The following is a 19,473-nucleotide window of genomic DNA, read 5'->3' on the forward strand; positions in this document are numbered from 1 at the left end:
GATCGATGAGCGAGCACGAGAGCAGCAGGGCACGCCGGGACGCCGCACGGGAACGTGCGCGAGCGGCGCGGGCCGCGGAGCAGTCTCGACGCCGGCGCCTCCGCACACTCGGCATCAGCGGGATCGTCGTCGGTGGCCTCGCGGTGGTCGCGGTCGTCGTCCTGGTGATCGCGAACTCCGTGCAGCCCGCCGGGCCGGGTCCGCGGAACGCGGCGAGCGACGGCGTCCTGCTCACCGGGGTGCACGGCAGGATCGTGCCCGTCGAGACCCGGGCGGTGCCCGATGGTGGGACCCCGACGCCGACCGAGCAGGACGGCTCCAAGGCCGCGATCACGATCTACGCGGACTACATGTGCCCGTACTGCAACCAGTTCGAGACGGCCCAGATGCCCCGGATCCGACAGTGGGTCGAGGACGGCACCGCGACCCTCGAGCTGCATCCGCTCGGGCTGCTCGACCGCGTGTCGCTCGGATCGCGGTACTCCACCCGGTCGGCTGCGGCTGCCGCCTGTGTGGCGGACCACGACCCGGACGCGTTCCTGGCGTTCAACAGCTCGCTCTACGAACACCAGCCCTCGGAGAGCACGCGCGGACTCACGAACGACGAGCTGGCGTCCCTCGCGCGCCAGGCCGGGGCGACGGATCCGGCCGTGGCGCCGTGCATCACCCGGCAGGACTTCGCCGGGTGGGTCGCCGACGCCACGAACCGGGCGATGAACGACCCGGTGCCGAACTCGTCGCTCGACGGGATCACGAGCACGCCGACGATCATCGTCGACGGCGAGCAGTACAACGCGGACGGCGCGGCGTCCCTCGCCGACGTCGACGCGTTCGCGGCCTTCGTCCGGAAGCACGGCAGGGCGTCCTAGCCTTCCCCGCTCACGACGAACGGCCCCCGCTCCCGGATGGGAGCGAGGGCCGTCGGTCGTTCGGGGAGTGCTACTTCGCCGCGGCGTCGATCGCGGTGATGACGGTGCTCAGGTCGTCCAGGCGCTTGCCGTCGACGACGATCGTCGGCGTGCCGAAGCCCTGCGTGCCCGCGAGCGCCTCGTTCGTGGTGACGGCCTGCGTGGACTTCGTCACCCAACCCTTGAACTGCTCGGACGACAGGCACTCGGACAGGTCCGAACCGGTCGCGCCGCCCGCCTTGACGAGCTTCGCGATCTCGGAGTTCGTCAGGCCCTTGGTGCCCTCGGCCGGCTGGTTCTCGAAGAACTGCGTCTGCACGTCGAGGAACTTGTCCGGCGCGTAGTTCGCCACGCACATGGCGGCGTTCGCGGCACGGCTGGCGTAGCGGGAGCCCGCGTAGCTGCGGTCGAGGATCGACACCGGCTGGATCGCCAGGGTCGCGTCGCCCGACTTCACCTTGTCGAGGATCTGGTCGGAGTAGGCCGCCTCGAACTGCTTGCAGACCGGGCAGGCCCAGTCGACGTACTCGGTGACCGTCACGGCGCCGTCGCTGTTCGCCGTCGGGACCGGCGAGGCCGAACCCGTCGCGGAGACGGCCGGCGTGGTCACCGGGGTGACCTTGCCGTCCTGGCCGGTGAACTGGATCGCGCCGGTGGCCATGTTCTTCGGCCCGGCTGCGGACACCACGGGCGCGTTGTTCACGTTCACCGCGACGATCGCGATGATCGCAGCGATCGCCAGGATGCCCAGGCCGATGCCACCCTGCAGGAACCACTTGTTGCGGCGCTTGCGGCGCTTCTCGGCGTCGGCGCGCTGCCGTGCGACCTCTCGGGCGTGCTGACGCCGCTCGTTCTTGGTGGGTCGGTCGTTGTTCGTCACGTCGTCCCCGTCGCTCAGGCGAACCAGAGCGCGAGCTCGCGCGCGGCCGACTCGGGGCTGTCCGAACCGTGGACCAGGTTCTGCTGCACCTTGAGGCCCCAGTCGCGGCCGAGGTCACCACGGATGGTGCCGGGCGCGGCCGAGGTCGGGTCGGTGGTGCCGGCGAGCGAGCGGAAGCCCGCGATCGCACCGTTGCCGGCGACGCGCACGGCGACGACGGGACCGGACTGCATGAACTCGACGAGCGGCTCGAAGAACGGCTTGCCCTGGTGCTCCTCGTAGTGCGCGTCGAGCAGGTCGCGCGGTGCGGTGAGCATCTTCAGGTCGACGAGCTCGTAGCCCTTCGCCTCGATCCGGCGGAGGATCTCACCGGTCAGCTGGCGGGCGACGCCGTCGGGCTTGACGAGGACGAGGGTCTCTTCGAAGTCGGACACGCAGTACTCCCTGTGTTCGGGGTCGAATGTGGTGGTCAGTCCTCGCCCATGGCCGCTCGGCGCGCGGCGTTCTGACGGTCCAGTTGACCGCCCTTGACGAAGCAGAAGACCCACAGCGCCAGGAACACCACGGCGACCGCGAACATGAACGGTTCGATGAACCCGGTGGCGAGGATGGCCGCCTGCAGCAGCCACCCGAACCATACACCGGCCCGGTTGCCCGTCAGACGTGAGGCAGCTGCGAGGACGATGATCGCGCCGATGCCGCCACCGAAGGCCGCGGCGGGCGGCAGCGTGCCCTTGCCGAAGACGACGAGCATGGGGAAGAAGAACATGATCGCCTCGAGCACCAGCGTGATCGAGAGCAGGCTCTCCTGCGCCCCGCGTTCGCGGCGCGGCTTCCGGGTGCGCGGTGCGCGGCCCGGCCGGGAGGCCCGTGGTGCGTCCGTCACTTCGCCTCGCCTTCGCGGTGCACGAGGTCCATGACCGCGCCCACCATCACGATGGAGCCAGCGACGAGCACGAGGGCGTCCTCGGCGTCCGCCTCGTCGGCCAGGCTGCGCGCTTCCTGCAGTGCGGATGCCAGGGACGGCTCGACGACGACGCGGTCCTCGCCGACCTCGTCGACGACGACCCGGGCGAACTCGTCCGCGTCGAGCGCCCGCTCCCCCGGCGGCTGCGTCACGACGAACGTCGCGACGGTGTCCTTGAGCGCGCGGACGAACCCGCGGGCGTCCTTGTCGCCGAGGATCCCGACGACGCCGACGACGTGCTCGGACGGGAACGCGACCGGCAGCGCCTCGGCCAGGGCCTTCGCACCGTGCGGGTTGTGCGCGGCGTCGACGACGACGGTCGGGTCGGTCGCGATGGGCTGCAGGCGACCGGGGCTGGTCGTGCCGGCGATGCCCTCCGACAGGACGTCCTCGTCGAGGGCCTGGGCCCCGCGGCCGAGGAACGACTCGACCGCCGCGATCGCCACGGCGGCGTTCTCGGCCTGGTGCCGGCCGAACAGCGGCAGGAACAGGTCGTCGTAGCGGCCGGCGATGCCCTGCACGGTGATGAGCTGTCCGCCCACGGCCGGGGTGACGTCGACGACGCTGAACCCCGTACCCTCGACGGCCAGGGTGGACTCGGTGAGCTCGGCGGCGCGCTCGAGTTCGGCGAGGGCCTCGGGGACCTGTCGGCTCGACACGACGGCGGACGACGGCTTGACGATGCCCGACTTGGTGCGGGCGATCTCGGCCACGGTGGCACCGAGCTGCTTCGCGTGGTCGATCGCGATCGGCGTGAACACCGACACCTGGCTCTGCACGACGTTGGTGGAGTCCCACTCGCCGCCCATCCCGACCTCGATCACGGCGACGTCCACCGGCGCCTCGGCGAAGCACGCCAGGGCGAGCACGGTGAGCGCCTCGAAGAAGGTCAGCGGGAGTTCGCCCTTGTCGGCGAGCTCGCGGTCGGTGATCTCGAGCACCGGGGCGATGTCGTCCCAGTTCTCGACGAACCGGTCCGCGGCGATCGGCTGGCCGTCGACCACGATGCGTTCCCGGATCGACACCAGGTGCGGGCTCGTCATCAGACCGGTGCGCAGACCGTGTGCCCGGACGATGCTCTCGATGGTGCGCGCGGTCGACGTCTTGCCGTTCGTGCCCGTCACGTGGATCACCGGGTACGCCAGGTGCGGGTCGCCGAGCAGCTCGACGGCGCGGCGGGTGGCGGTCAGCCGGCGCTCGGGGGCCTGTTCGCCGATGCGGGCGTACAGGGCGGCCTCGACGCGGCGGACCTCGTCGTCGTCGCCGCCGTAGGGCACGGCGTCGGCCGGAGCGTCTCCGGAGGGGCCGACCGGGATCCGGATGCCGTCCTCGTCGCGACCGTCGAACTCGTCGTGTCCGACGAACTCCTCGTTCGCCTCGTGGCCGTCGTACTGGTCGTCGTCACTCATGCGCGTGCTACCTCCACGGATACCTTCGCACCGTCACCGACGTCGGTGGTGGTGTCGTCCGCCCCGAGGGGCTCGATCTCGACGCTCGTCGCCAGGGTCTCCCCCGCGATGAGCTCCTGGTGCGTGCGGACCGCGCCGTCGGCCGTGTCGTCCACCCGGAGGGTCAGGGCGATGCGGTCGCTGACGTCGAGGTCGGCGTCGCGGCGGGCCTGCTGGACGGCGCGGACGACGTCGCGGGCCAGCCCCTCGGCCTCGAGCTCGGGCGTGGTCACGGTGTCGAGCACGACGAAGCCGCCCTCGTCGAGGAACGCCACGGCCACCGAGGCGTCGGCCACCGTGAGGTCGAGCGAGTACTCGCCCTCGATCAGGTCGACGCCGCCGACGGTCACGCCGGAGTCGGTCGCGGTCCAGTCGCCCTTCTTGGCGGCCGGGATCACCTGCTGCACCTGCTTGCCGATGCGGGGGCCGGCGACGCGGGCGTTCACGGTGAGCTTCCGCTCGATGCCGTACTGCGCCAGCGACTCCTCGGCCTGGGCTTCGAGCACCACGCGCTTGACGTTGAGCTCGTCGCGCAGGATGTCGGCGAACGGTTCGACCGCGGCCGGGTCCGGCACCACCAGGGTCAGGGTGGCGAGGGGCAGGCGGACGCGCTTGCCGGTGGCCTTGCGGAGCGCCAGGCCCTTCGAGGCGACGTCGCGCACACGGTCCATCGCGTCGACGAGGGCGTCGTCGGCGGGGAACTCGTCGGGGTCCGGGAAGTCCGCCAGGTGGACGCTGCGCCCGCCGGTCAGGCCCTTCCAGATCTCCTCGGTGACGAGCGGCGCGAGCGGGGCGGCGACCCGGGTCAGGGTCTCGAGCACGGTGTACAGCGTGTCGAACGCCGCACGGGTCTCGGCTCCGGCGTCCGCGTCGGCCCCGGTCCAGAACTTGTCGCGCGAGCGGCGGACGTACCAGTTCGTCAGCACGTCGGCGAAGTCGCGGACGGCCTGGGCCGCGAGCGGGGTGTCGAGCGCGTCGAGGTGCGTCCGGACGTCGGTGACGAGGACCCGGGTCTTCGCGAGCAGGTACCGGTCGAGCACGTCGGTCGAGTCGGTCCGGCGCTGGGCCCGGTAGCCGTCGGGACCCGAGGCGTTCGCGTAGAGGGTGAAGAAGTAGTACGTCGACCACAGCGGAAGCATGAACTCGCGGACGCCCTGGCGGATGCCCTCTTCGGTGACGACCAGGTTGCCGCCGCGGATCACCGACGAGGACATCAGGAACCAGCGCATGGCGTCGGCGCCGTCGCGGTCGAAGACCTCGGAGACGTCCGGGTAGTTCCGGAGCGACTTCGACATCTTCTGGCCGTCCGAGCCGAGGACGATGCCGTGGCTGATGACGTTCTGGAACGCCGGCCGGTCGAACAGCGCGGTGGAGAGCACGTGCATGACGTAGAACCAGCCGCGCGTCTGCCCGATGTACTCGACGATGAAGTCGGCCGGGCTGTGCGACTCGAACCACGCAGCGTTCTCGAACGGGTAGTGCACCTGGGCGTACGGCATCGACCCGGAGTCGAACCACACGTCGAACACGTCGGTGATCCGGCGCATCGTCGAGTTGCCGGTGGGGTCGTCGGGGTTCGGCCGCGTCAGGTCGTCGATGAACGGCCGGTGCAGGTCCACTTCACCCTCGGCGTTCACCGGCAGGCGACCGAAGTCGCGCTCGATGTCGGCGAGCGAGCCGTACACGTCGGTGCGCGGGTACTCGGGGTCGTCGGACTGCCACACCGGGATCGGCGTGCCGAAGTAGCGGTTGCGCGAGACCGACCAGTCGATGGCGTTGCCCACCCACTTGCCGAACTGGCCGTCCTTGACGTTGTCCGGCACCCAGTTGATGTCCTGGTTGAGCTGGCCCATGCGGTCGCGGAGCTCGGTGACGCGGACGAACCACGACGAGACGGCCTTGTAGATGAGGGGCTTCCGGCACCGCCAGCAGTGCGGGTAGCTGTGCTCGTAGGACGCCTGGCGGAGCAGTCGCCCGGCGTCGCGGACGGCCTTCGTCAGCGGCTTGTTCGCGTCCGACCAGAGCATGCCGGCGACCTCGCCGAACTGCGACGTGAAGACGCCGCCCTCGTCGAGGGACAGCACCACGGGGATGCCGGCGGCGGCGCAGACCTCTTGGTCGTCGGCACCGTACGCCGGGGCCTGGTGCACGATGCCGGTGCCCTCACCGGTCTCGACGTACTCGGCGACCAGGATGCGCCACGCGTTCTCGTAGCCCTCGGCATCGGCCAGGAAGTCGAACAGACGCTCGTACTCGACGCCGTCGAGCTCGGTGCCCGTCAGCGTGCGCGCGACGGCGGCGAGCGCCTCGTCGCCCGAGGTGTAGCCGAGCTCCTTCGCGTGCGCGGCCACGGTGTCGGACGCGAGGAGGTACGAGGCGGAACCCGCTTCGCCACCGTCAGCCGCGCCTCCAGGCCCTGCCGGGACGACCGCGTACGCGATGTCCGGACCGACGGCCAGGGCGGCGTTCGTCGGGAGGGTCCAGGGGGTCGTCGTCCAGGCGAGTGCCCGCACGCCGGTGAGCTCGAGCGCGTCCGCGCGCGAGCCGTGCAGCGGGAACGAGACGGTGACGGACTGGTCCTGGCGCATCTTGTAGACGTCGTCGTCCATGCGCAGCTCGTGGTTGGACAGCGGCGTCTGGTCGTTCCAGCAGTACGGCAGGACCCGGAAGCCCTCGTACGCCAGACCCTTGTCCCAGAGCTGCTTCCACGCCCAGAGCACGCTCTCCATGAAGGTGACGTCGAGGGTCTTGTAGTCGTCCTCGAAGTCGACCCAGCGCGCCTGGCGGGTGACGTACTCCTGCCACTCGTCGGTGTACTGCAGCACGGACTTCTTGGCGGCGGCGTTGAAGACGTCGATGCCCATGGCGTCGATCTCGTGCTTCTCGGTGATGCCGAGCTGCCGCATCGCCTCGAGCTCCGCGGGCAGGCCGTGGGTGTCCCAGCCGAAGCGGCGGTGCACCTGCTTGCCGCGCATGGTCTGGTAGCGCGGGAAGACGTCCTTGGCGTACCCGGTCAGCAGGTGCCCGTAGTGCGGCAGGCCGTTGGCGAACGGCGGGCCGTCGTAGAAGGTCCACTCCGGGCAGCCCTGTCGCGCGTCGATGGACGCCTGGAACGTGTCGTCGCGCTTCCAGAAGGCGAGGATGCCCCGCTCGACGGCGGGGAAGCTCGGCGAGGGGACGACGCCATCGGCATCGGCGTTCAACGGGTACGGCACCGGGACTCCTTGTGGGTTCGCTCGATCTCCACGAGGACGGAAAACAGGTTCCGCGGTACCACCTCGTTTGCCGCCCAACGTGCGCTGTGCGACCGCTCTGTGTCGGGGGTGGTGACGGTCCCGAACCCGCCCGGTTCTACTGACGGAGGCGCTGGTGCGCTCCGCGTTCTTCCGGAAGCTCCCCGGTGATGGCCGGATCGACGCTCTTGGAACACGACTTTACCGGACGGGAGCATGCTTGAGTGATGCCTGTAGAAGAACGCCCCGAGTCACTCGTCACCGTCCTGATCGCGTTCGGGGCGAACCTGCTCGTCGCGATCGCGAAGACGATCGCCTCGCTCGTCTCGGGTTCGGCCTCGATGGTGGCCGAGGCGGCGCACTCCTGGGCGGACACCGGCAACGAGGTGTTCCTGCTCGTCGCGGAACGACGGGGCGGCAAGAAGCGGGACACCGCGCATCCGCTCGGGTACGGACGCGAGACGTACATCTGGTCGATGTTCGCCGCGTTCGGCCTGTTCACGGCCGGTGCGATCGTGTCGATCTACCACGGCATTTCGGAGTTCGGGGACACCGGGCCGGCCGAGGACGTCGTGCTCAACTACGTCGTGCTCGGGGTCGCGTTCCTGCTCGAGGGCACGAGCTTCCTGCAGGCGTACCGGCAGGCGCACGGTGCCGCGACCAAGCGCAAGGTCCCGGTGCTGCGGCACGTGCTGCAGTCGTCGAACCCGACGCTCCGTGCGGTGTTCGCCGAGGACGCGGCGGCGCTGATCGGCCTGGTCGTCGCGTTCCTCGGGGTGTTCCTGCACCAGGTCACCGGGCTGGCGGTGTTCGACGCGCTCGGCTCCATCGCGATCGGTGTGCTGCTCGGGGTCGTCGCGATCGTCCTGATCGACCGCAACCGCCGGTTCCTGCTCGGTCAGAGCACGTCCCCCGAACTCGAGAACGCGGTGCTCGTCGAGCTGCTGGGCCGGTCGCAGGTCGAGCGGGTCACCTACCTGCACCTGGAGTTCGTGGGGCCGTCGCGGGTGTACCTCGTCGCGGCCGTCGACCTGACCGGCAACGAGACCGAGGAGCACGTGGCGGTGCGGTTGCGTGACGTGGAGAAGTCGCTCGAGGACAGCCCGTACATCGAGGAGGCCGTCCTCACCCTGAGCTACCCCGGCGACGAGTCGTTGGTACCGACCGACGGAGACGTGCCCGAGGTCGTGCGGGACGGCACGGCTTCGGACGTGGCGTCCGGTGGGGCGGGGACCCTGCGTACGGAGTGAGCGTCAGCGGGTGTGCGGGCGTGCGGGCGGGTGTCGGGCGGGTGTCGCGGGACGCCGGCGTGTTCGTCCGACGCCGCCACGAGCTCGAGACGCCGCCGAATCCGGCGGCGTCTCGCCGGCGAGGCGGCGTTCCGCGAAGACGACGGCGTGTTCTGTGAGCGACCGACCCGCGGACGGGAGGCGCGGTGCCAGACCGCCACGAGCCTCCAGACCGACCGTCGGTCACGACCACCGCCCCGGGCACGACCGCAGGACGACGGCGTCAGCGGGCGTCGAGGCCCGCGACCACCGGGGTGAGCGCCGCCGCGACGTACTCGACGAGCGCACGGCGGCCGACCCCGTCGGTGACCCACACCCCGAACGCCGCGGCGGCGGCACCGAGCATCGCGCCGGACACCGTCTGCGGCCAGAGCGAGCGCGGCTGCTCCCCCGTGCGGCCCGCGACGAAGGCGGCGACGGCCTCGTGCTGCGCCGTCACCCGGACCGCGACGCCCGCTACCAGTTCGGGCCCGATGCCCATCACCTCGGCCTGCGCGACGGCCCACGGCACCCGCTCGGGGTCGTGGGCACGGGCTGCGGCGAGGAGCGCCTGCTCGACGGCCCGGACGACGCTCGGCTCGGTCGACGCGGCGAGGTACCCGGGCAGCCCGGCGACGGCGGCGTCGAGTTCGAGCCACATCACGTCGGCCTTCGCCGGGAAGTAGTTGAAGAACGTCGCGCGGCTGACCCCGGCGCGGGCGGCGATCTGGTCGACCGTGGTGCGTCCGTACCCCTGCTCGAGGAAGAGCTCGGCGGCGGCGTCCGCGAGCACCTCGGCGCTCGAGCGTCGGGGGCGGCCACCGCGGCGGATCGGTTCGTCCATGGGCCCCAGTAAACCGCTAGACTCGGTCAGCCATGATCTTGGACTCAGTACAGAAAACCCTCACCGCAGTCGCGGGCGCCTCGGCGGTCCTGCTCGTCCTGGCTGCCTGCAGCGGACCGGGCACGAGCACCGGGAGCAGCACCCCGGTCCCGGGCGGCACGCTCACCTACGCCTCCGGCGACGCCGAACCGACCTGCCTCGACCCGCACGTCGGCGGCAACTACCCGCAGGCGCTCCTGGCGACGCAGTACATCGAGGAGCTCGTCGGGCTCGAGGACGGCAAGCCCACGCCGGAACTCGCGACGAAGTGGACCACGAGCGACGACGGGAAGACCCTGGCGTTCACCCTGCGCGACGACGTCTCCTTCACCGACGGCACCCCGTTCGACGCCGCCGCGGTCGTGGCGAACATCGAGCACGTGCAGGACCCGGCCACCGCCTCGAGCACCGGCTACCTGGCGCTGCAGTCCATCACGAAGGCGACCGCCACCGACGAGCACACCGTCACGCTGACGCTGAGCCGGCCGGACAGCGCGCTGCTCGAGTCCTTCTCGCAGCCCTGGGTGGGCATGGAGTCCCCGAAGGCGCTCGAGCGCGAGCAGGCGACGAACTGCGAGTCCCCCGTCGGCACCGGCCCGTTCCGGGTCACCGGCTGGAAGCACGGCGACCGCGTCACCCTGACGAAGAACACCGACTACTGGGGCGCGACGAAGCCGCGCCTGTCCGGCATCACGTGGCGGTTCCTGCCGGACTCGACCTCGCGCTACGCCGCGCTGCAGTCCGGCCAGGTCGACGTGATCGACAACGCCCAGCCCGACCAGCTCAAGGCCGCGTCGGCGAAGGGCGCGATCCGCGACCTCGACGCCCCGCGCCCTGGTGCCTCGAACCGGCTCGAGCTGAACTCCGGGCACGGGGTGTTCCGCGACGAGGCGGTGCGCCAGGCCTTCATCGCCGGAGCGGAAATCGACCCCGGCCTGCAGTCGCTGTTCCTCGGCACCGCGAAGCGCTCGTACTCGGTGCTCTCGAGCGCCGAGCCGCTCGCGTACTCGGAGAAGAGCCGGTTCGACTACTCCCCCACCAAGGCGAAGCAGCTCCTCGACGACGCCGGGTGGAAGGTCGGGTCGGACGGCATCCGCGAGAAGGACGGCCAGCAGCTCACCGTGACGTTCCCCGTCTCGACGAACCAGTCGGTGCCGGCCGAGCGCAGCCTGTTCCAGCAGATCCAGGCGTCCGAGAAGGCCGTCGGGTTCAAGGTCGTCCTCGACGAACTCGACCTGTCGAGCTGGTACGCCGCCCTCGCCGCGAACGAGTACGACGTCGTCAGCGCCCCGTACACGAAGGTCGGCCCCGACGTCCTGCGCATCCTGTACGACAGCGCGAGCATCGAACCGGCACCGTCCGGCTACTTCGCGAACCTCGCCCAGCTCGACGACCCCGCGCTCGACCGGCTGCTCGAGCAGGCAGCCCGCACCTCGGAGGCCGACGAGCGTGCCGACCTGTACGAGCAGGCCCAGAAAGCGATCCTGGCGAGCGACACGGCGCTCCCCCTGTACGACCAGCAGAACCACTTCCTGGTCCGCTCGGCCGTGCACGGCATCCGGACCACCCCGGTCTCGACGCCCTGGTTCGGCACCGCCTGGATCGACCGCTGACACGGATGCGATGGGTCTGGTGGGCCGTCCGGCGGCTCGCCGGGGGCATCGGCGTGCTCTGGGCCGTCGCGACGATCGTCTTCGTCGCGATCCGGCTCATCCCCGGTGACCCGGCGCTCGCGATCCTCGGCGGACCGGGCTCGCAGGCCTCGGCCGAGGCCGTCGCCCAGGTCCGCCACGAGTACGGCCTCGACCAGCCGGCCCTGGTGCAGTACGCGGTGTTCCTCGGACGCCTGGCGACCGGCCAGCTCGGGGACTCGTACGCCTTCCGCACCCCGGTCGCGACGCTCCTCGCCCAGCAGCTGCCCGTCACGCTGACGCTCGCGGTCGCCGGTCTCGTCGTCGCGTGGGTGCTGGCGATCGTCGCCGCCTGGGCCTCGACGCAGCGCGGCCGGATCGCCGCCGGGCTCACCAGCGCCCTGAGCGTCACCGCGAGCGTGATGCCGCACTTCTGGCTCGGCAGCGTGCTCATCGTGGTGTTCGCCACGTCCCTGGGGTGGGTGCCGGCGGTCAGTGACGGCACCGCTCGCGGCTGGGTGCTCCCGGTGCTGACCGTGGCCGTGCCGGTCGCCGGGTACCTGGCCGAGACCGTGCGGGACGGCGTGGTCGACGCGCAGCGTTCGGCCTTCGCACTCGCCGCCCGGGGCCGGGGCGAGACCCGCCTCGGACTGTTCGGACGGCACCTGCTCCGGCACGCCGCCCTGCCCGGGATCGCGCTGTCCGCGTGGGCCTTCGGGTCGCTCGTCTCCGGAGCCGTGGTCGTCGAGTCCGTGTTCGCCCTGCCCGGCATCGGCCGAGCCCTGGTCACCGCCGTCACCCAGCGGGACATGCCGCTCGTCGCCGGCATCGCGATGGTGTCGGCCGCCGCGTACGTCGTCGTGCTCGCCGTGGCCGACCTGGTCGAACGTGCCGTCGACCCGCGCAGCACCGCACGGAACGCGACCTCCCGCCCAGTCGACGCCCGACGCCGTGGACCCGGCCGACCGGCGGGCGCGCGGTGAGCGGGATCGCCGACCCGGGCCTCCAGACCGGAGCGCCCGGCCACCAGACCGCCGCCGGCACCGAGCGCGTCCGTGGGGGGACGCTCGGCGCCGGCGGCATCGCCGCCGGGGTTGTCGTCCTGGTCGCCGTCGTGGCGGCGGCGTGGCCCGCCCTGCTCGGCGGCGGGGACCCGCTCGCGGTGCACCCCGCAGACGCCCTGGCTGCGCCCAGCGGCGCGCACCCGTTCGGCACCGACGAGTCCGGACGCGACGTCCTGGCACGGGTGGTCGCGGGGACCCGGGCATCGCTCGTCGTCGGCGTCGCCGCGACCCTGATCGGCGGCGGCGTGGGCGTCCTGCTCGGCGTCGTCGCCGGACTCGGTGCCGGGGCCGGACGACCCGGACGCCTGCTCGACGCCGTCATCGGCCGCGTCACCGAGGTCGCGTTCGCCCTGCCGCTGCTGCTCGTCGCCCTGGTCGTCATCGCCGTGACCGGTCCGGGTCCGGTGCCGGCGGTGCTCGCGGTCGGGTTCGCGACCGCTCCCGGTTACGCCCGGATCGTGCGCGGCCTGGTCCGGGCCGCCCGGAGTTCGCAGGTGGTCGAGACGGCGGTGCTGCTCGGCCGCTCCCCCGCCCGCACCGTGGTCCGGCACGTGCTGCCGACGGCGCTCTGGCCCGTCGTCGCCGTCGCCACGCTCGGGGTCGGGCAGGCGGTCGTGTGGGCCTCGGCGCTGAGCTACCTCGGGGTCGGCACGCCCCCGCCCGCGCCGGAGTGGGGCGCGATGCTCGCCGACGGTCGCACGTACCTGCAGACCGCGCCGTGGATGAGCACCTTCCCCGGACTCGCGATCGTGGTGCTCGCGACCGCCGTCACCGTGCTCGGCCGCGCGATCCGACGGACCGGGGCCGCGCGGTGAGCGCCGTCCTCGACGTCCGCGGGCTCACCGTCGCCATCGGCGGCACCCCGATCGTCAATGGTGTCGACCTGCGCGTCGACGCCGGCGAGTGCGTCGCCCTGGTCGGGGCGTCCGGGTCTGGCAAGACCGTCACCGCCCGAGCCGTGCTCGGCCTGTCCGCGCCCGGCGCCGCCGTGCACGCCGACGTGTTCGCGGTCGACGGCGTCGACGTCGGCGGGTACACGGAGCGGCGGTGGCGCCGGCTGCGGGGATCGCGGGTCGGCTACGTCGGCCAGGAGGCCCTGGGCGCGTTGGACCCGCTGCGCCCCGTCGGGCGCGAGGTCGCCGACAGCCTCCGCCTGCACACCGAGATGCGTGCGGCCGAGCGCGTGGACGCCGTGCGCGAGGCCCTGGCCGCGGTGGGCCTCGACCCGGACACCGCGACCGACGGCCGGCTCGCCGGAACGCTGTCGGGTGGGATGCGTCAGCGGGCCCTCATAGCCGCGGCGACCGTCGGGTCCCCCGCGCTGCTGGTCGCCGACGAACCGACGACGGCGCTCGACGCCGGGGTCGCCGTCACCGTGATGGAGCAGCTGCGGGCGGCGCAGACCCGGGGTGCCGGACTGCTCGTCATCACGCACGACCTGGGGCTCGTCGCGGGGTGGGCCGACCGGGTCGCCGTCGTGCACGAGGGCCGGATCGTCGAGCACGGCGCGGTCGCCGAGGTCTTCGCGGCCCCGACGCACCCCGCGACCTGGGCGCTGGTGCGCGCGGCCGGTGCTGCCGCGGCGCCCGGCGCTGCGTCGCCCGCTGCCGCGGCGCCCGGCGCTGCGTCGCCCGCTGCCGCGGCGCCCGCCGCTGCGTCGCCCGCTGCCGTTCGGTGCGAGGTTCCGGATGCCGTGCGAGGCGTCGAGGCTCCCACGGGAGCCGGATCCTCGCACGGTTCGGAGCCGACCTCGCACGGTGCGAGGGGGGTGCTCGCGGCGCAGGGGCTCTCGCGGGAGTACGACGGGATGCTCGCGGTGGACGACGTGTCGTTCGGGCTCGTGCGCGGCCGGGTGCTCGGGGTGATCGGCGCCTCGGGCTCGGGCAAGACGACGCTCGCGCGGATGCTCCTCGGGCTCGAGACGCCCGACGCCGGCACGGTCACGCTCGACGACGACCCCTGGGTCCCGCTGCCCGAGCGCGAGCGACGCCCCCGACGGCACCGGGTCGCGGCCGTCGTGCAGGACCCGGGCGCGACGTTCGACGAACGGTGGAACGTCGAGCGGGTCCTCGCCGACGCGTTCTCGCGCGGTGACGAACGGCGGGCACGCGGTGCGCTCGGCGAACGGGTCGACGCGGCACTGCGGCAGGTCGACCTCGACCCCGTGCTGCGGTCCCGCTCCCCCCGCACCCTGTCCGGCGGGCAACGACAGCGGCTCGCGATCGCCCGTGCGCTGGCGACCGACCCCGAGGTGATCGTGCTCGACGAACCGGTGACCGCCCTCGACGCGACCGTGCAGGACGCCGTGCTGCGGCTGCTCGAACGGCTCCGCGACGAGACCGGGGTGGCGATGGTGTTCGTGTCGCACGACCTGCGGGCGGTCCGGCGGATGGCCGACGACGTGCTCGTGGTGCACCGCGGCGCGGTCGTCGAGCACGGCCCCGCCGCCGAGGTCTTCGCGCGCCCGGCGCACCCCGTGACCGCGCGGCTGCTGCACGCCGCGGAGCGGCTGGCAGCAGGCCCCGCCGCGGGGACCGCATCCGGCCTCACGGGCTGAGCGACACTCCACGCGCGCTCGCGCCCGTGGACTGTCGCTGCGCGCGTGACGTCACCGACGGCCCTGGAACGGCCAGGAGGCCCGGGGCGCGTTCCGAGACGGAACGTGCCCCGGGCCTCCTGGCCGGGTTGCCGCGAGGCGGCCCCGTGGTCAGGAACCGGAGGGTTCCTTCTGCGCTGCGTCGGCCGAGATGATCGGGATCTCGCTCGTCGAGAAGTCCTTCGCCCAGTCGGACTGCGCGAGCTCCGACGTCGGGTCGTTGTAGTCCTCGATGACGCCGGCGATCTCGTCCTCGGAGCCGACCGTCGGGCCGGAGCCCATGAGCGGGCTCGCGGCGGTCTCCTTGGTGAAGTACACCGCGACCAGGCCGATCACGGCGGCGAGCATCAGGTAGAACGCGGGGATGTCCTCGGCCCAGCCGTACCCGGCGTCCTTCGCGGCGTTGATGAGCGCGGCGGTCGCGAGCGGGGTGGTCCCGCCGAAGAGCGACACCGACACGTTGAACGCGATCGCCAGGGCGCCGTAGCGGATGATCGTCGGGAACAGCGCGGGCAGCGTCGACGGCATGGTCGATGTGAACGTGACCAGCACGACGCCGAGGATCAGCAGGCCGGCGAAGACGCCGACGCCGGTGCCGGTCTGGACCAGCTTGAGGGCCGGCCAGGACAGCAGGATGAAGCCGATGCAGCCGGCGGCGAGCACCGGACGGCGCCCGAACCTGTCGGAGAGTCGGCCGCCGAAGGTGATGACGACCATCATGAGCAGCATCACGATGACGATGAGGATCAGGCCGAACGTGGCGTTCTGGCCGAGGTTCTGCTCGAGGTAGGTCGGCATGTAGGACAGCAGCATGTAGTCGGTCACGTTGAAGACCAGGACCAGGCCGATGCAGATGATGAGCGAGCGCCAGTTCTCGGCGAAGAGCTTGAGGAACGGGGTCTTCTGGCCCTCGCGCTCGGCGGCCTGCTCCTGCTGCTTCTGGAACGCCGGGGTCTCCTCGAGTTTGAGGCGCAGGTAGAGGCCGATCAGCCCGAGGGGGCCCGCGACGATGAACGGGATGCGCCAGCCCCAGCTGAGCAGGGCGTCCTCGGACAGGCCGAACTGCAGGCCGGTGACGATCGAGGCGCCGAGCACGTAGCCGGCGAGGGTGCCGAACTCGAGCCACGAGCCCATGAAGCCACGGCGCTTGTCGGGCGAGTACTCGGCGATGAAGGTCGCGGCACCGCCGTACTCACCACCGGTCGAGAAGCCCTGCACGAAGCGGGCGACGAGCAGCAGGACCGGGGCCCAGAAACCGATCGTGTCGTACGACGGGATCAGGCCGATCATGAGCGTGCCGGCGGCCATCAGGATCATCGTCAGCGCGAGGACCTTCTGGCGGCCGATCTTGTCGCCGATCGGGCCGAACACGGCACCACCGATCGGGCGCACGATGAACGCGGCGGCGAAGAAGCCGAACGTGGCGACGATGTTCGCGGCCGGGTCGCCCTGCGGCAGGAACACCTGCGAGATGGTGACCGTCAGGTACGCGAAGATGCCGAAGTCGAACCACTCCATGGCGTTGCCGAGCGCGGCAGCCGCGACGGCACGCTTGAGCAGCGACTCCTCGACGACGGTGACGTCGTCCTTCGTCAGATCGCGACGAGCGCGCTTCGCGGCGCCCTTCGTGCGCAACGGCCGATCGCCGTGCGGGTGGGGTGCGTTGTTCGGTGCCAAGTCGTTCCTCCGGGGTGCGGTGCTTCCTTCGGGCGTCCGGCGGACGGCGACGTTGCAGCTCCTGCGAACCCTGCGCTCGCCGGACAAACCCAGGAAGACTAGCAGGATCCGGGCGTGTCCGACAGTTCCGTGTGCTAGACGCTGCTCGGTGATGGCCGCGTCTGACCGGTCGTCCGGCTGCATGCGCGTGCGCGGCCGCTACGATTGGGGCACCGCGCGTCAGGCGCGGAACACTCAGGCACCTCATCACGGACTCGGTGCCGCACACACGTACGGAAGGCACACCCATGACCAAGCCCATGCCCGAGAAGCCGAGCGTCGACGGACTGGAGCAGGTCTGGGGGCCCGTCTGGGAACAGGACGGCACCTACCGCTTCGACCGCGACGCCGCCGGTCACCGCGACGCCGTCTGGTCGATCGACACCCCGCCGCCCACCGCCTCCGGCTCGCTGCACATCGGGCACGTGTTCTCGTACACGCACACCGACCTCAAGGCCCGGTTCGAGCGCATGCGCGGCAAGCACGTGTTCTACCCGATGGGCTGGGACGACAACGGTCTGCCCACCGAGCGCCGTGTGCAGAACTACTACGGCGTCCGCTGCGACCCGACCCTGCCGTACGACCCCGAGTTCACGCCGCCGTTCGAGGGCGGGGACGGCAAGTCCTCGAAGGCCGCCGACCAGCTGCCGGTGTCGCGCCGCAACTTCATCGAGCTGTGCGAGCGCCTGACCGTGCAGGACGAGCAGCAGTTCGAGGAGCTCTTCCGCACGCTCGGCCTGTCGGTCGACTGGACCCAGTCGTACCGCACCATCGACGACACCTCGCGGGCAAGTGCCCAGCGCGCGTTCCTGCGCAACCTCGAGCGCGGCGAGGCCTACCAGGCCGACGCCCCGACCCTGTGGGACGTCACGTTCCGCACCGCGGTCGCGCAGGCCGAGCTCGAGGACAAGGAGATGCCCGGCGCGTACCACGGCATCGCCTTCCACCGCACCGACGGCGGCGACGACGTCGTCATCCAGACCACCCGCCCCGAGCTCCTGCCCGCATGCGTCGCCCTGGTGGCCCACCCGGACGACGAGCGGTTCCAGGACCTCTTCGGCACCACGGTCCGCTCCCCCCTGTTCGACGTCGAGGTCCCGGTGCTCGCACACCACCTGGCGCAGAAGGACAAGGGCGCCGGCATCGCGATGGTCTGCACCTTCGGTGACACCACCGACGTCGTGTGGTGGCGCGAGCTGCAGCTGCCGAACCGCGCGATCATCGGCTTCGACGGCCGCGTGCGTTCCGACGAGCCCGCCTGGATCGAGTCGGCGACGGGCCGGGAGCTCTACGCCGAGATGGCCGGCAAGACCGTGTTCTCGGCGAAGAAGGTCGTCGTCGACGCCCTGACCGAGTCCGGCGAGCTGATCGGTGACGTCAAGACCATCCAGCACCCGGTGAAGTTCTTCGAGAAGGGCGACAAGCCCCTCGAGATCGTGTCGACCCGTCAGTGGTACATCGTCAACGGTGCGCGCGACGAGCAGCTGAAGAGCACGCTCCGCCAGCGCGGCGAGGAGATCGCGTTCCACCCGGACTTCATGCGCGTCCGCTACGACAACTGGGTCGGTGGCCTGTCCGGTGACTGGCTCATCTCGCGCCAGCGCTTCTTCGGCGTGCCGCTGCCCGTCTGGTACCCGCTCGACGCCGACGGCAACCCGGTGTTCGACCAGCCGATCGTACCGACCGAGGCACAGCTGCCCGTCGACCCGGCCTCCGAGCCCGCCCCCGGCTTCACCGAGGACCAGCGCGGCGTGCCCGGCGGGTTCCAGGGCGAACTCGACGTCATGGACACCTGGGCCACCTCGTCGCTGACCCCGCAGCTCGCGGGCAAGTGGGAGACCGACCCGGCGCTGTACGACCTGGTGTACCCGTACGACGTCCGCCCGCAGGCGCAGGACATCATCCGCACCTGGCTGTTCACGACCGTGCTCCGCAGCCAGCTCGAAGCCGACGTGGTGCCGTGGAAGCACGCCTCCATCTCCGGCTTCATCGTCGATCCCGACCGCAAGAAGATGTCGAAGTCGAAGGGCAACGTCGTCACGCCGCTGTCGATCCTCGAGCAGCACGGCGCCGACGCGGTCCGCTACTGGGCGGCCTCGTCCAAGCTCGGTACCGACGCGGCGTTCGACCCGCAGAACCCGAAGCAGATCAAGGTCGGCCGTCGTCTGGCGATCAAGGTGCTCAACGCGGCGAAGTTCGTCTACGGCTTCCCGCTGCCCGAGGGCGCCACGAGCGTCACCGAGGCCCTCGACGTCGACATGCTCGCCGAGCTCGGTGCCGTCGTCGAGCAGGCCACCGCGGCGTTCGACGGGTTCGACCACGCCCGTGCCCTCGAGATCACCGAGCGCTTCTTCTGGACGTTCTGCGACGACTACCTCGAGCTCGTGAAGGAGCGTGCGTACGGCACCGCGTCCGACGCGACGCACGAGACGCAGGCGAGCGCGGTCCTGGCGCTGCGCGGCGCGATCGACGTGCTGCTCCGACTGCTGGCACCGTTCCTCCCGTACGCGACGGAAGAAGTGTGGGCCTGGACCCACGACACCAGCGTGCACCGGGCCTCCTGGCCGACCGCGGCCGACCTGCCGACCGACGCGGCCCCCACCGGGCTGCTCGCGGCCGTCGGGCAGGCGCTCATCGGGATCCGCGGGGCGAAGACGGCGGCGAAGGCCTCGCAGAAGACGCCCGTGACGCGTGCCGTCGTCGCGGCGCCCGCCGAGACGCGGGTGCTCATCGAGCGCGCGGCGGTCGACCTGGCGGCCGTCGGCCGCATCGAGAACCTGTCGTTCGTCGACGGCGACGAGCTCGCCGTCACCGAGATCGAGCTCGCGGAGCAGCAGGCGTAACGTCGGCTCTCCGGGCCGGGTCGCGTCGGCGACCCG

The 19,473-nt window shown here is 71.6% G+C and carries 14 protein-coding genes; 7 read left to right on the forward strand and 7 right to left on the reverse strand.

Features of this window, described 5'->3' with window-relative positions:
- Positions 1-5: 5 nt before the first annotated feature.
- On the forward strand, positions 6-869 hold the full coding sequence (locus ABRP24_RS13620; RefSeq protein ID WP_349847865.1) for a thioredoxin domain-containing protein: 864 nt from the start codon (positions 6-8) through the stop codon (positions 867-869).
- A 70-nt stretch (positions 870-939) separates the two neighbouring features.
- Here ABRP24_RS13620 and ABRP24_RS13625 read toward each other — a convergent pair whose 3' ends face one another.
- From ABRP24_RS13625 to ileS, 5 genes are read right to left on the reverse strand one after another with little or no spacing between them, the layout of a single operon-like run.
- Positions 940-1,788, reverse strand: a complete 849-nt coding sequence (locus tag ABRP24_RS13625; protein WP_152377601.1) for a thioredoxin domain-containing protein — start codon at positions 1,786-1,788, stop codon at positions 940-942.
- A gap of 14 nt (positions 1,789-1,802) precedes the next feature.
- Positions 1,803-2,222: a nucleoside-diphosphate kinase gene (gene ndk, locus ABRP24_RS13630; protein ID WP_017885984.1), complete on the reverse strand. Its 420-nt coding sequence runs from the start codon at positions 2,220-2,222 to the stop codon at positions 1,803-1,805.
- A 35-nt stretch (positions 2,223-2,257) separates the two neighbouring features.
- Entirely contained in the window at positions 2,258-2,674 is a 417-nt protein-coding gene (locus tag ABRP24_RS13635; RefSeq protein ID WP_051596525.1) for a DUF4233 domain-containing protein, read from the reverse strand.
- Positions 2,671-4,164, reverse strand: a complete 1,494-nt coding sequence (locus ABRP24_RS13640) for a folylpolyglutamate synthase/dihydrofolate synthase family protein (protein WP_181440201.1) — start codon at positions 4,162-4,164, stop codon at positions 2,671-2,673. Before ABRP24_RS13640 ends, ABRP24_RS13635 begins: the two co-directional genes overlap by 4 nt.
- Positions 4,161-7,418 carry an isoleucine--tRNA ligase gene (ileS, locus tag ABRP24_RS13645; protein ID WP_349847866.1) on the reverse strand — a complete coding sequence of 1,086 codons (3,258 nt, stop codon included), beginning with the start codon at positions 7,416-7,418 and terminating at the stop codon, positions 4,161-4,163. Before ileS ends, ABRP24_RS13640 begins: the two co-directional genes overlap by 4 nt.
- 245 nt (positions 7,419-7,663) lie before the next feature.
- Here ileS and ABRP24_RS13650 point away from each other — a divergent pair, with 245 nt between their 5' ends.
- On the forward strand, positions 7,664-8,686 hold the full coding sequence (locus tag ABRP24_RS13650) for a cation diffusion facilitator family transporter (RefSeq protein ID WP_349847867.1): 1,023 nt from the start codon (positions 7,664-7,666) through the stop codon (positions 8,684-8,686).
- Positions 8,687-8,948: 262 nt separating this feature from the next.
- Here ABRP24_RS13650 and ABRP24_RS13655 read toward each other — a convergent pair whose 3' ends face one another.
- Positions 8,949-9,548, reverse strand: a complete 600-nt coding sequence (locus ABRP24_RS13655; protein WP_027464707.1) for a TetR family transcriptional regulator — start codon at positions 9,546-9,548, stop codon at positions 8,949-8,951.
- Between the two features lie 32 nt (positions 9,549-9,580).
- On the opposite strand from ABRP24_RS13655, the gene ABRP24_RS13660 reads away from it, so the two are divergent.
- Genes ABRP24_RS13660 through ABRP24_RS13675 form a run of 4 tightly spaced genes read left to right on the forward strand, consistent with a single transcriptional unit; the run spans position 9,581 to position 14,839 of the window.
- A complete protein-coding gene (locus ABRP24_RS13660) occupies positions 9,581-11,200 on the forward strand; it encodes an ABC transporter substrate-binding protein (protein ID WP_349847868.1) in 1,620 nt (539 codons plus the stop codon).
- A 5-nt stretch (positions 11,201-11,205) separates the two neighbouring features.
- Positions 11,206-12,201, forward strand: a complete 996-nt coding sequence (locus ABRP24_RS13665; RefSeq protein ID WP_349847869.1) for an ABC transporter permease — start codon at positions 11,206-11,208, stop codon at positions 12,199-12,201.
- Complete coding sequence (locus tag ABRP24_RS13670; RefSeq protein WP_027464704.1) at positions 12,198-13,097, forward strand: ABC transporter permease; 900 nt, start codon at positions 12,198-12,200, stop codon at positions 13,095-13,097. Before ABRP24_RS13665 ends, ABRP24_RS13670 begins: the two co-directional genes overlap by 4 nt.
- Positions 13,094-14,839, forward strand: a complete 1,746-nt coding sequence (locus tag ABRP24_RS13675; RefSeq protein ID WP_349847870.1) for an ABC transporter ATP-binding protein — start codon at positions 13,094-13,096, stop codon at positions 14,837-14,839. Before ABRP24_RS13670 ends, ABRP24_RS13675 begins: the two co-directional genes overlap by 4 nt.
- A gap of 150 nt (positions 14,840-14,989) precedes the next feature.
- Here the strand turns inward: ABRP24_RS13675 and proP are convergent, their stop codons facing one another.
- Positions 14,990-16,555, reverse strand: a complete 1,566-nt coding sequence (gene proP, locus ABRP24_RS13680) for a glycine betaine/L-proline transporter ProP (protein ID WP_232536609.1) — start codon at positions 16,553-16,555, stop codon at positions 14,990-14,992.
- Between the two features lie 287 nt (positions 16,556-16,842).
- On the opposite strand from proP, the gene valS reads away from it, so the two are divergent.
- Positions 16,843-19,437 (forward strand): valine--tRNA ligase, encoded by a 2,595-nt coding sequence (valS, locus tag ABRP24_RS13685; protein WP_301601360.1) that lies wholly within the window; start codon positions 16,843-16,845, stop codon positions 19,435-19,437.
- The last annotated feature ends 36 nt before the right edge of the window (positions 19,438-19,473 follow it).

The sequence above is a fragment of the Curtobacterium sp. WHRI 8282 genome, from assembly GCF_040223925.2.
Classification (GTDB): Bacteria; Actinomycetota; Actinomycetes; order Actinomycetales; family Microbacteriaceae; genus Curtobacterium; species Curtobacterium flaccumfaciens.